This is a genomic window from Streptomyces sp. M41, assembly GCF_043673425.1.
In the GTDB taxonomy this organism is placed as follows: domain Bacteria; phylum Actinomycetota; class Actinomycetes; order Streptomycetales; family Streptomycetaceae; genus Streptomyces.
On the sequence record NZ_JBIMKE010000015.1, the window covers coordinates 168,355 to 181,060 of the forward strand.

Here is a 12,706-nt window from a genome sequence, read left to right on the forward strand (position 1 = left end):
TCACCTCCTCCGGGCCGGGCGCCGGTGCTGGAGCCGGGCCGCGGTCCGTCCCAGCAGTGTGCCGAGCCGGCGCCGGGCCCCGCGGACCGACCGTCGTAGCGCACCGGAACCGGGAGGCCGCACCACCCGCACCGCGCCCGTCCCGGCGCGCAGCGCGAACGGCAGCGTGAGGAAGCGGGACCGGCCCGGCGTGCCCAGCGCGACCCGCCACGTCGCCCCCCGCAGCTCGCCCAGCGGCAGGACGGCCTGGAGCAGCGCCCCGGACCCGTGCGGGGACAGCGTGGCGGACACGTCCAGGGCGACGTCGGACGAGGTGAGGCGGAGCGCCACCGGGGTGCCGTCGTCGGGGGCGTGCAGGGGGAGCGGGGCGCGCAGCCGGTCGCCCGCCACCGTGACCGCGTCCGGGGTGAGGGCGCTCAGACCGATGCGGTGGGTCGCGCGGTCGACGTCCAGGGCGAGATGCGCGTGAGGTGCCGTCCAGTACGGCAGGACCACGTGGCCGCCGGCCACTCCGGCGGGCGGGGCGGGGCGCTCGGTGCGCGGGGCGGGGCCGAGGCGGCACTCCTTGGTCCAGCCGCCCAGCTTGACGCGGACGAACGCGTCCCACAGGCCCTCCCGCGTGAGGGTCGCGGGGTCCACGGCGGCGCTCGCGCGCAGCACCAGCCGGAACCGTCCGTCGTGCCCGTCGTCCCCGGCCGGCCTCTGCTCCCGGGTGAACTCCACCGGCTGGAAGTACTGGGCGGCACTGGAGCGCTCGCGCAGCAGCAGGTCGACGGTCGCCTTGCCGAACCGGGCGAGGGTGTCGGCGCCCACCCATGCGATGGCCGCCGCCGGCTCCTCGGGCGGGCTCGCGGACAACGCGCGGGTTGGGTCGGCGGACGGCTCGCGGGCCGGGTCGGCGGTGAAGGTCATCGGCTCACCGGCCGAGGTGTACTCGGCGGTGAAAGCGACCCGCAGGATGCCGTCCTCCCAGGCCACCCGCTCGGGGACCGCGGCCAGAGCGATGCCGGACTCCCACTCGGCGAAGGCCTCGACGTCGTCGTAGCGGTCGGCCGCGATCAGCGCCGCCACGACCTGCTGCGTCGGCTGGAGCCCGGCGGCGACCCCGGGCCCGAAGCGTTCGACGACAACCTGATGGATCTCCTCGAACAGCTCCCGGCGATAGTCCGCCGGCATGGCGAGCAGCCGCCGCCCCCGCATCCGTTCGACCATCTCCACCCGCAGCCAGCGCCGAAAGAGCCGATCGCGTCCCGGTCCCGGCTCGGTGTACCGCTCGACGACGTCCAGGGCCTCGCGGAGGTTCTTGAAGTAGCCGCCCGGATCGAAGCGCTGGAAGCCGGCGTTGGAGGCGTCGTCCCTGCGGACGTGGTAGTAGCAGACGTAGTCGCTGAGCACCGAGACGTTGGCCGCCCGCAGATACGCCTCCGTGACGAACACATGGTCCTCCAGGCGCCGTCTGCCCTCGGGAAAGCGCAGGCCGATGTCGTCCAGGAAGGCGCGGCGGAACATCTTGTGCGGGGTGAGGCTGTCGATCAGCGGAGCGTTCTCGACCGTGGCGCGCGGGTGGTTGCGGCGGAACAACTCCACCGGGACCCCGCGCCCCTTGCCGGCCATCTTGCCGACCACGACATCGGCGGCGTTGGCCACGCCGTAGCCGTACATCCGCTCCAGGGCCTCGTCGCCGAGGTAGTCGTCGTTGTCGACGAACATCACGTATTCGCCGCGGGCGGCGGCGATGCCGACGTTGCGGGGCTTGCCCGACCAGCCGGAGTTCTGCTGGTGGAGCACGGTCACCCGGGGCTCCGCGGCGGCGAGCGCGTCGAGCCGGGCGGGTGTGCCGTCGGTGGAACCGTCGTCGACGAAGATCACTTCGTAGGCGTCGGGCGGCAGCGACTGCCGCAGCAGCGAGGCGACACAGTCCTCGATGTAGGCCCCGGGGTTGAACACGGGGACGACGACGCTGACCTTGACCGGCATCGGCTCCGCACTCCCTGAGGTCGCTGTGCGTTTGCGGCAGATTACGGTGCTCGTGGCCAAATCCTAACCCCGTCACCGGGTTTGTCCACCGATCAACCACAGCGATCGTGATCGGCCGCGCCCTGCCGAAGTGCCCGCACCCGGGTAGCCTGACGGTGTGCGCCTGCTGCTCACGAGCGACACCCACCTGCCCAAACGCGCCAAGGAGCTCCCCGCCCCGCTCCTCGCCGAACTCCCGCGCGCGGACGTCGTGTTCCACGCCGGGGACTGGGTCGACATGGCCACGCTCGATCTGCTGGAGAGCCGCTGCGCCCGGCTCGTCGCCGTGCACGGCAACAACGACGGACCGGATCTGCGCGCCCGCCTCCCCGAGACCGCGTATGCCGAGCTCGACGGCCTGCGTTTCGGCGTGGTCCATGAGACCGGCCCCGCCCAGGGCCGTGAGGCGCGCTGCGCCGCCCGGTTCCCCGACCTCGACGTCCTGGTCTTCGGCCACAGCCACATCCCCTGGGACACCACCGCCCACACCGGTCTGCGCCTGCTCAACCCGGGCTCCCCGACCGACCGCCGCCGCCAGCCGTACTGCACCTACATGACCGCCACCGTCACCGACGGCGGACTCACGGACGTGGAACTGCACCGGTTGCCGCAGCGCTGAGGGGCGCCGCAGTGCAGCGCCGCACCCGCCCGCACCCCTGATCCGGGCCCGCTCACGCCTCCCGTGGATGGATGGCGCCAGCGGTCTGTGTCAGCGGGGTGCCGCTGCCGCCCCAGCGCAGGGCGACGATCTCGGCGGCCACGGACACGGCGACCTCTTCGGGCGTGCGGGCGCCCAGGTCCAGCCCGACCGGTGAGCGCAGCCGGGCCAACTCCTGCCGCGTCAGCCCGGATTCGGCCAGCCGCCGCATCCGGTCGTGATGGGTGCGGCGGCTGCCCATCGCCCCGATGTACGCCGCGGGCCGGCGCAGTGCCTCCTCCAGCAGGGGCACGTCGAACTTGGGGTCGTGGGTGAGGACGCAGATCACCGTGCGCTCATCGGTGCCGGTGCCGCCGAGGTAGCGGTGCGGCCAGTCCACGACCACCTCCACCCCCTCCGGGAAGCGCTTCGGGGTGGCGAAGACCGGGCGGGCGTCGCACACCGTGACCCGGTATCCGAGAAAGGCACCGATGCGGGCGACGGCCGCCGCGTAGTCGATCGCGCCGAAGACCAGCATGCGGGGCGGAGGTGCGAAGGAGTGCAGGAAGACGGTGACGGCGTCCTCGCGGCGCTCGCCGTGGGCTCCGTAGTGGCGAAGACCCGTGGCCCCGAGGGCGAGTTCGCCGCGCGCGTCGGCGGTGACCGCCGCGTCCAGACCGGATGTACCGAGCGTGCCGGCGACCCGGTCCGGCCACACCGCCAGCGTCGCCCCGCGTGGTGCGGGCCCGTCGGTCACCGTCGCCACGGTCACCGGACGGCCGCCCGCGACCGACTCCGCGACCTCCCCGAACGACGGCTCGCTCTCGGCCGTCACGGGCCGCACCAGCACGGTGATCTCCCCGCCGCAGGTGAGTCCCACCGCGAACGCGTCCTCGTCGCTGTACCCGAAGGTCTCCAGCCGCGCCGCACCGCTCGCCACCACGTCCCGCGCGAGTTCGAAGACGGCCCCTTCGACACAGCCGCCGGACACACTGCCCACGACCTCGTCGCCCGGCCCCACCGCCAGCGCGGCACCCGGGTCGCGCGGGGCACTGCGGCTGGTGGCGACGACGGTGGCGAGTCCGAACGGCGCCCGGGCCGCGTACCAGCCGCCGATCACCGGCAGAATGTCACGCATCTCGTGGATACCTCCTGGTGAGACTGACAGCAGGGTCCATCGGACCGATGCGGTGCGGCAACCGGGAAGTGCGTGGCCGGGGGTGTGACGGGCGCGTCGGGATCGGCGCCTCCGGCTGTGGCTGTGGTCGCGGCCGTCGCCCGCTCACGGCTCGGTGCGCCCGTCGGGCTGGAGCAGCAGCAGGGCGATGTCGTCGGTGTGGTGGTCGGTGCGCCGCGTGTGGTGGACCAGGACGTCCGCGAGTTGATGCAGAGGAAGATCGCTGGACTTGCCGAGCAGGTGCGCGAGATCGGCGATGGTCCGGGTGACGTCGTTGCCGGGCACTTCCACCAGGCCGTCGGTGTAGAGGGCGAGGAGCGTCTGAGGTGCCAGGGGCAGCGAGGTGAGCGGATAGGAAGGCTGCCCCGTGCCGAGCCCGAGAGGGGGGCCGGGACGGATGTCCACGGCATGGGCGTGGTTGTCGGGATGGCGTACCAGCGGCGGCGGGTGTCCGGCACTGGCGAGGACGACCTCGTGGCGGGCGAGGTCCAGGTGGGCGTAGAGACAGGACACGAAACGGCTGGCGCCGAGGTCGGCGAGGTCGCGGTCGGTGCGGATGAGCACCTGGTCGGGGGTGGCGCCCGCGGTGGCATGGGAGTGGACGGCCATCCGGACCTGGCCCATGAGGGCGGCGGCCGTCATGTCGTGGCCCTGCACGTCACCGATGACCGCTGCGGCGGTGGTGTCGGTGAGCCGGATGAGGTCGTAGAAGTCGCCGCCGATGTCCATGCCGTGACTGGCGGGCAGATAGCGGGCGGCGACATCCAGTCCGGTCACGGTGGGCAGGGCGTGCGGGAGGAGCGTCTGCTGGAGGGCGTGGGCGAGATTGTGCTTGGCGTCGTAGAGACGGGCCCGGTCCAGGGCCTGGGCGATGAGACCGGCGAGCGGCGTGAGGATGGAGCGGTCGGCGGCGGTGAACGGGTGCGGGTGGTTGTAGGCGAGGAGAAGGCCGCCGATGGGGCGTCCGGAGGTGAGCAGGGGGAGGAAAGCCCAGGCTTCCTTGTCGCTGAGCTGGGGCGCCTTGGGGTAGCGGCGGGTCAGTTCAGCGCGGTCGGCGAAGAAGAGCGCGGTGCCGGTGGCCAGCGCGCGGCCCGCGGGGGTCAGATCGGCGTCCGGGGTGAGGCCGTCCACCTGCTCGATGACGGAGGGGGCGTAGCCGCGAGAGCCGATGATCCGGAGCCGGCCCGCGTCGGCGGTGGACATGATCATTCCGTGGGCACCGAACACGGGCAGGATCTGGTCGGCGACCAGATCCACGACGTCCTGGACCCCGATCGTCTCGGTGAGCGCGGCTGCGAGCGTCATCAGCAGGTGGATGCGGCTCTCCGGCGGGGTGGCGCCGGCGGCCGGCTGTGCGGCGGCGGTCCTGGACGAGTCGCCGGGTGTGATGAGGACGCTGGTGCCGCTGTCGTCGGTGTGCAGGCGCAGGTCGAGCCATCGGTCCGGTGGGCGCAGCACGGTCAGGCCCAGCGGCTCCCGGCTGGTCAGGGCCGTGCGGTACGCGTCCATGTACGTGACGGTGTCGAGCCAGGGCAGCGACTGCCAGGGCTGGGTCCCGAGCAGCTGCTGCGCCGGCCTCCCCAGCAGACCGGCAGCCGCCTGGTTCACGAAGGTGATGCGCCCGGCCAGGTCGAGGGCGACGGTGCCCAGGGGCAGGCGTTCCACCATGTCGGACGCCGCGAGCCCGGACTGCGGCATCGGATCCGCCCGGTCGGGATGGACATAGCGCGGCCGGTCCGGGATGACCGGAGGGGCTCCGCCGGCGTCCAGGGCGTGGGCGACGCCCCGGGCGCCGAAGTCGAGGCCCTCGCGCTCACGACGGCTGAGCAGGGGGGAGCGGCCGGGGGCCCAGATCAGCAGCAGCGCCCCGCGGCAGTGCCGCAACTCGCTCAGCGGGACGATCGCGAAGGCGATCTGGTCCGGGATGCTCGCCGCGACGCGCGGGTAGCGGCGGGCCAGTTCCTCCAGCGAACTCACCCAGATGAGCCGCTCGTCCCGGATCGCGTCCTGGGACGGGCCGTGGGCGGCGAAGGGCGCCCGCCACCAGGGGGCGAAGGCCTCGACCGGGATGCCGCACAGCGCGATCAGCCGCACTGTCGATTCGTCCGGATCCACCAGGTAGACGCCGCCGCCCCGGGCACCCGCACGGCGCACGGCCGCCGCCAAGGCCTCACCGAGCGGATCGACCACACCATGCTGCTCACCGGGCGCGGTCATTCGGCGCCACACCTAACGCCCATACGCAGACGGTAAGCCCGGACCGCGGCGACGGCATGTGGATCAGACGGGACCAGAAGACCGGTTGAGCGGATCGGCTGACCGGAGACTGCTTGACCGACGATTGATTGAGCGGATCGATTGAGCGGAGGTTGGTTGAGCGTTAATCCATTGCCTGTGCGAGGCCGGAGCTGGTGCACTGCACAGGCCCCACAGCCACGTACGAAGGAGCCGAGATGCGCACTGCGTTCATGTCCACCCAGGAAGGAACACCCCTCTCATCGAAGGACATGACGCTTCGTGCACTTGCTCAACCTCGGAATCCTCGCCCATGTCGACGCGGGTAAGACCAGTCTGACCGAACGCCTGCTGCACACCGCGGGCGTGATCGACGAGATCGGCAGCGTCGACGCCGGGAACACACAGACCGATTCCCTCGCGCTGGAGCGCCGGCGCGGCATCACCATCAAGTCCGCCGTCGTCTCGTTCGCGCTCGACGGCGTGACCGTCAACCTCATCGACACCCCGGGCCACCCGGACTTCATCGCCGAGGTGGAGCGGGTGCTCGGCGTGCTCGACGGTGCCGTCCTGGTCGTCTCGGCCGTCGAGGGCGTCCAGCCGCAGACCAGGATCCTGATGCGCACGCTGCGACGGCTGCGCATCCCCACCCTCGTCTTCGTCAACAAGATCGACCGGCGCGGGGCGCGCTACGACGCCGTCCTCAAGGCCGTCTCCGAGCGGCTGACGGCGACCGTAGTGCCGATGGGCAGGGCCGAGGGCCTCGGCACCGGCGAGGCCCGCTTCGTCCCCGGCCTCGAGCCCGCGGGCGTGGACGTCCTCGCCGACCACGACGACGAGCTGCTGTCGGCGTACGTCGAGGACACGGTCTCCCCCGGCCGTCTGCGCGCCGCCCTCGCCGACCAGACCCGCCAGTCCCTCGTCCACCCGGTGTACTTCGGGTCCGCCATCACGGGCGCCGGCGTCGACGCACTCGTCGAGGGCATCAGGCAGCTGCTGCCCCCCGCCGGCGGCGACCCGCAAGGTCCCGTCGCGGGCACCGTCTTCAAGGTCGAGCGGGGATCGGCGGGGGAGAAGGTCGCGTACGCCCGGATGTTCTCCGGGACCCTGCGCACCCGCGACCGGATCCACTTCGGCACGGCCGGCGCCTCGAGCGCCGCCCTAGCCCCGGGCAGCCTCGGCGACCTGGGCGGTGACACCCGGGCCGAGGGCCGGATCACCGCGATCAGCGTCTTCGACCGGGGCACGGACCTTCGCGGCGACGCCGTCACCGCCGGGCGGATCGCCAAACTGTGGGGTCTGGCCGACATCAGGATCGGCGACGCCATCGGCGAACCCCGCAAGACATACGGGCACTTCTTCGCCCCGCCCACCCTGGAGACGGTCGTGGTCCCGGCCGATGACACGGACCGGCGGGCCCTGCACCGCGCCCTCACCCGGCTCGCCGAACAGGACCCGCTGATCGACCTGCGCCACGACGAGGTGCGGCAGGAGACCTTCGTCTCCCTCTACGGCGAGGTGCAGAAGGAGGTCATCCAGGCCACCCTCGCCGAGGAGTCCGGACTCGACGTCACCTTCCGGGAGACGACACCGCTGTGCGTCGAGCGGCCGGTCGGCCCGGGGGCCGCGGTCGAGTTCAACAAGAAGGGCGCCAACCCCTTCCTCGCGACGGTCGGCCTGCGCGTCGACCCGGCGCCCACGGGGTCGGGCGTGGACTTCCGGCTGGAGGTGGAGCTGGGCTCGATGCCGTACGCCTTCTTCAAGGCCGTCGAGGACACCGTGCGCGAGACCCTCGGCCAGGGCCTGCACGGCTGGCAGATCCCCGACTGCACGGTCACCATGACCCACTCCGGATACTCGCCCCGGCAGAGCCACGCTCACCAGGGCTTCGACAAGAGCATGTCCAGCACGGGCTACGACTTCCGGGGCCTGACCCCGCTGGTCCTGATCGAGGCCCTGCGCCGGGCGGGCACCGAGGTGCACGAGCCGATGCACCGCTTCCGCCTCGAAGCCCCGGCCGACGCCCTGGCCGCGCTGCTGCCGGTGCTGGCGAGGCTGCGCGCGGTGCCGCAGACCACCGAGACCCGGGGCGCCGCCTGTGTGCTCCAGGGGTCGATGCCCGCCGCCCATGTGCACGAACTCGAACAGCAGCTGCCGGGCTTGACCCGCGGCGAGGGCGAACTGGACAGCGCCTTCGACCACTACGCGCCCGCCCCGCACGGAACGGCCCCGGAGCGCCGCCGCACCGACCTCAACCCGCTGAACCGGAAGGAGTATCTGCTGAACCTGACCGGCAGGGTGGGCGGTCGAGGCGGCAGGGACTGAACTCACCCCGGAGTCAGCGCTGTCGGCAGTCGTACGGCGCAGAGTCAACTTACTGAAAAAGTAAGGAGGGGGCGCCCTTCTCCACATGACGGCGGACACGACAAAATTGGCCGCCTGATCGGCAAGGCGGTGGGAGGACAGTGTGACGGGCAGACTCAAAGCGCCCACCGGCCGCTACGGCGGCAAGTCCGCCGAGGAACGGCAGGCCGAGCGGCGACGCCGATTCCTGGACGCGGCCCTCCAGTTGTTCGGTGACCGCCCGGGCTACCGGGGCACGACCGTCGCCGCGCTGAGCGAGGCCGCGGGCCTTTCGACGCGTCAGTTCTACGAGGAGTTCCGCACTCTGGAGGACGTCCTGGCCGCCCTCCACCTCCAGGTCAACGCGTGGGCGGAAGAGGCCGTCCTGGCCGCGGTCACCGGCGCGGACGACGTCCCGCTCGCCGAACGCGCCACCCTCATCTTCCGCTCCTACGCCGCGAACGTCACCGCCGATCCGCGCCGCATACGCATCACCTTCGTCGAGGTCATCGGCGTCAGCCCCCGCCTGGAGGAGCAGCGCCTCGCCCGCCGCGCGCGCTGGGTCGAACTCGTCTGCGCCGAGGTGGCGGCGGCCGTCGCCCGCGGGGAGGCGGCGCCCCGCGACTACCGCCTCGCCGTCACGGCCTTCATCGGCAGCGTCAACGGCCTGCTGCACGACTGGAGCGCGGGATGGGTGGAAGCGACGCTCGACGAGGTCGTCGACGAACTCGTCCGCATCCTGCTCGGCATTCTCCAGCCGACTGGGGCGTAGCCGGGGGGTAGCCGAGGGGTGGGCGGGAGTGGAGACGGCGGCCGGGACCGGGGCGTGTCCTTGCGGCGGGCCGGTTTCGCGCCGCACCCGGCCCTGAAGGCGACTCGCGGCGGCTCAGCTCCCGAGCCGGTTCACCGCGTCGACGACGGGGGCGATGCCGTCCTCGGCGCGCAGCGCGTCGGCCAGAGTCCGGGCCCGACGGCCGTAGGACGGGTCGCCGGTCGCCTGACGCAGAGCCGCGGCCAGCGCGTCGGCCGAGAACCTCCGCAACGGCAGGGCCCGCGGCGCCACGCCCAACGCCACCAGACGGGCACCCCAGAAGCCCTCGTCGAACTGGATCGGCACGGGCACCGCCGGCACCCCGGCGCGCAGCCCTGCCGCCGTCGTACCCGCGCCGCAGTGATGGACCACGGCGGCCATCCTCGGGAACAGCACCGAGTGCGCCACCTCGCCGATGGTCAATACGTCGTCCCCGTCCGCCTCCAGGCCGCCCCAGCCCCGCTGGATCACCCCGCGCATCCCGGCCCGGCGCAGTGCGCCCACGACCTCGGCGCTCAGCCGCGCCGGATCCGGCACGGTCGCGCTGCCCAGGCCCACGAAGACCGGCGGCGCACCCGCGTCCAGGAAGTCCCGCAGCTCAGCGGGGAGTTCGGCGTCACCGTCGAACGGCCACCAGTAACCCGCGACCTCCAGATCCGGCCGCCAGTCGCGCGGCCGGGGCACGACCAGAGGGCTGAAACCGTGCAGCACACGGCCCTCTCGCACGGTGCCGGCGCTGCCGCGAGGCAGCCCGAGGCGTGCCCGCGCCTCCGGTACGGCCGCTGAGAAGACGCGTTCGATGGCCAGGTTCACGCCGTGTCCGGCGAGCCGGTTGCCGAGGCCACCCCAGGAACGGCCCCCGAGCATCGGCGGCCCGAACTCCCGTGTGGGCGCGAGGGGTTGCAGGGGGAGGTCGAGGCACGGCAGCGCGAGGCCCTCGGCGATGGCATGGCCCAGTGGCGCGGTGGAGCCCGCCAGGAGCAGGACGTCACTGGTCCGACCGGCGGCGAGCATGTCGTCCGTCATCCGTCCGGCCAGCGCCCGGGCCATCGCCACCACCCGCACGAGCTTGCCCACACCGGTGGCGCTGCGATGCAGGTCCCGCCCGCGCGCCGACTCCAGCTCCGCCCGCGGATCCACCGGCAGCGGATGGAACCGTACCCCTGCCCTGGTCACCAGCGCCTCGAAGCGGCCGTGTGTGACCACGGTGACGTCGTGCCCGGACCGGGCCAGGGCGTGTCCGAGTCCGGTGTAGGGGGCCACGTCACCCCGGGAGCCCGCCGTCATGATCGCTACGCGCACCCCGTCAGTATGACGGGGCGCAGTGCCGTGTGTGCGGACCGTGGCGAAGGGTGACCCGATCTGTACGCCGTCCCCGGTCGAGGCCCGGCAGCGGGTGAACCGGTCGCGGGACGGGGCTCAGCCGCGGTGCAAGATCCGGAAGTGATCGAAGTCGGCCGGCTCCCGGTCGACGACCTGGATCGGCGGCCAGGCCCATTGCCACACGCCGATGCCCGGTATGCGGGAGAACCGGATCGGCCCGCGGGTGCCCTCGACCGCCACGTGTGGCCATGAACCGGCGACGGCCGTCCGGTCCGTGCCGTGCTCACGCAGCACCTCGGCGAGGACGGCGATGCTGTCCCAGCCCTCGAAGGCCACGAACGACGGCGCCTCGCCCAGCCGCTTGCGCAGCTCCTCACCGACTCGTTCGCCGAGCGGCCCGAGGCGCTGGGGCAGATAGCGCAGGAACGGGATCCCTGCGCCGTCGCCGCCCAGAGACGCGGCCCACGCGGCGAACTCCGGTTGGCCGGCCGGAGCGCCGATCAGCAGCCGCGCGAGCCGCCCATCGCCCCGGACGGCCCTGACGAACGGCATGGCCGGCTCGGGCTGGCCGACCAGCAGCAGGAGCGCCGTCACGTCCTGCTCGACGAGTGCGTCGCACAGGGCCTCGGGGGTGAGCGCGTTCGCGTCGAGTTCTACGACGGTGCCGCCGCGGGTCGTGAGGTACTCCCGCAGGATGTGGGTCCCGGACGCCCAGTAGACGCTGGGCTGGGTCGCCACCGCGATCCGGCTCCGGCCCGCGCCGAGGAGGAAGTCCGCGTAGATCCGCCAGCCCCGGGACTGGGCGGGGGCCAGGCGCGCGACCCATCGCGTCGGCTCCTCGGTGAGGGCGTCGAGCACCGCGGACGAGCAGAGGAACGGCACGCCGAGGGCGTCGGCGCGTGCGGCGGCGGCACGGGCGACCACGCTGTGGTACTCGCCGACCACGGCGGTCACGTCCAGACCGGCGAACTCGTCCATGGCCGCCGCGGCCCGTTCCGGATCGGCCGCGGTGTCCCGGACCAGCAGCTCCAGTGGCCGCCCGTCGATCCCGCCGGCGTCGTTGACCTCACGCACGGCCAGGTCGAGTCCCGCGAGCAGATGGCGGCCCGCCTCGACCCAGCCGGGCGGCGTCAACGGCACGAGCGCGCCAAGCCGGACGGCCGGCCGGCCCGTGCGCCGGTCCGCGGCCGTGCGCCGGTCCGCGTCCGGATGGAAGTCCGCGTCCGTGTGTCGCTCGGGGTGGTCGGTGTGTCGGTCCGGGCTCAGGTCCGTGTGGTCCGCTGCGGACGGCGAGGGCGGCGTGTTCATCGGATGGCGTCTCCCCAGGGGCCTTGCGCTCGCAGTCCACCCGGACGCGGGCTGCCCGTCATTGCACCCGCCGTCCTCGCCGAACGGCAACCGATTATGTGATCGCCGAGCCGCCGAGCAGGCCCAGCACCACGGTTCCCACCGCCGCCAGTACGGCCCACGCCAGCAGGCAGCCCGCCAGGACGCGGCGCCGCAGAGCGCGGTAGGTCTCCTCGTACTCCTGCCGGAGGGTCCCGGCACGCACCGCGGTGCGCTGCCAGGAGGCACGGGCGAGAGCGAGGTACTCCGCTTCGAAACGACGCTGGAGTTCCTCGCGCTGACCGGATGTCAGCCAGTCGAGCGGGGCCGTGACACGGTCGGCCGCCGCCCGTCCCTCGTCGCGGGCGGCGGCGAGCAGCAGATGGCCCTCGATGTCGTTGATCAGCGTGCGCGTGTCCATGGCACTCATCGGGTGGTCAACTCCCGTTCGGGCGAAGGGCCTTCGGCCGCGAGGCGGGGGTGGTGGAGGTCGAACGCCGGGGATTCGCTGCGGATGCGGGGAAGCGCCACGAAGTTGTGGCGCGGCGGCGGGCAGGAGGTGGCCCACTCCAGCGAACGGCCATAACCCCACGGGTCGTCGGCCTCGACCTTCTCGCCGTATCTCGCGGTCTTCCAGATGTTGTAGAAGAACGGCAGCAGCGACGCGCCCAGCACGAAGGAGAACACGGTCGACAGCGAGTTGAGCAGCGTCAGCCCTTCCACCGCCAGATAGTCGGGGATCCGGCGCTGCATCCCGTTCACGCCCAGCCAGTGCTGGACGAGGAAGGTGCCGTGGAAGCCGATGAACAGCGTCCAGAAGGTCATCTTGCCCAGGCGT

General features: G+C 72.7%; 10 protein-coding genes. 3 read left to right on the top strand and 7 right to left on the bottom strand.

Going from position 1 to position 12,706, the window contains the following annotated elements:
• The gene (locus tag ACHBTE_RS20255; RefSeq protein ID WP_394725376.1) at positions 1–1,977 is read right to left on the bottom strand and encodes a glycosyltransferase family 2 protein; all 1,977 of its coding nucleotides are present in this window, start codon (positions 1,975–1,977) and stop codon (positions 1–3) included.
• 157 nt (positions 1,978–2,134) lie between these two features.
• Here ACHBTE_RS20255 and ACHBTE_RS20260 point away from each other — a divergent pair, with 157 nt between their 5' ends.
• The gene (locus ACHBTE_RS20260) at positions 2,135–2,635 is read left to right on the top strand and encodes a metallophosphoesterase family protein (protein WP_394725377.1); all 501 of its coding nucleotides are present in this window, start codon (positions 2,135–2,137) and stop codon (positions 2,633–2,635) included.
• Between the two features lie 52 nt (positions 2,636–2,687).
• On the opposite strand, the gene ACHBTE_RS20265 is transcribed toward ACHBTE_RS20260, so the two are convergent.
• On the bottom strand, positions 2,688–3,791 hold the full coding sequence (locus ACHBTE_RS20265) for an XdhC family protein (protein WP_394725378.1): 1,104 nt from the start codon (positions 3,789–3,791) through the stop codon (positions 2,688–2,690).
• Positions 3,792–3,935: 144 nt separating this feature from the next.
• Positions 3,936–6,047 (bottom strand): SpoIIE family protein phosphatase, encoded by a 2,112-nt coding sequence (locus ACHBTE_RS20270; protein ID WP_394725379.1) that lies wholly within the window; start codon positions 6,045–6,047, stop codon positions 3,936–3,938.
• Positions 6,048–6,347: 300 nt separating this feature from the next.
• Between ACHBTE_RS20270 and ACHBTE_RS20275 the strand changes: the two genes are divergently transcribed.
• Together ACHBTE_RS20275 and ACHBTE_RS20280 are read left to right on the top strand one after the other, a co-directional pair.
• Positions 6,348–8,390: a GTP-binding protein gene (locus tag ACHBTE_RS20275; RefSeq protein WP_394725380.1), complete on the top strand. Its 2,043-nt coding sequence runs from the start codon at positions 6,348–6,350 to the stop codon at positions 8,388–8,390.
• Positions 8,391–8,532: 142 nt separating this feature from the next.
• Positions 8,533–9,180, top strand: coding sequence for a TetR/AcrR family transcriptional regulator (locus ACHBTE_RS20280; protein ID WP_394725381.1), 648 nt, complete (start codon positions 8,533–8,535; stop codon positions 9,178–9,180).
• Between the two features lie 114 nt (positions 9,181–9,294).
• On the opposite strand, the gene ACHBTE_RS20285 is transcribed toward ACHBTE_RS20280, so the two are convergent.
• The 4 genes from ACHBTE_RS20285 to ACHBTE_RS20300 form a co-directional block, all read right to left on the bottom strand.
• The gene (locus tag ACHBTE_RS20285; protein ID WP_394725394.1) at positions 9,295–10,506 is read right to left on the bottom strand and encodes a glycosyltransferase; all 1,212 of its coding nucleotides are present in this window, start codon (positions 10,504–10,506) and stop codon (positions 9,295–9,297) included.
• Between the two features lie 132 nt (positions 10,507–10,638).
• Positions 10,639–11,850: an ABC transporter substrate-binding protein gene (locus ACHBTE_RS20290; protein WP_394725382.1), complete on the bottom strand. Its 1,212-nt coding sequence runs from the start codon at positions 11,848–11,850 to the stop codon at positions 10,639–10,641.
• Between the two features lie 94 nt (positions 11,851–11,944).
• Complete coding sequence (locus tag ACHBTE_RS20295; protein WP_394725383.1) at positions 11,945–12,289, bottom strand: hypothetical protein; 345 nt, start codon at positions 12,287–12,289, stop codon at positions 11,945–11,947.
• A gap of 5 nt (positions 12,290–12,294) precedes the next feature.
• Positions 12,295–12,706: cbb3-type cytochrome c oxidase subunit I (locus ACHBTE_RS20300; protein WP_394725384.1), on the bottom strand; the 412-nt coding region annotated here is incomplete at its 5' end.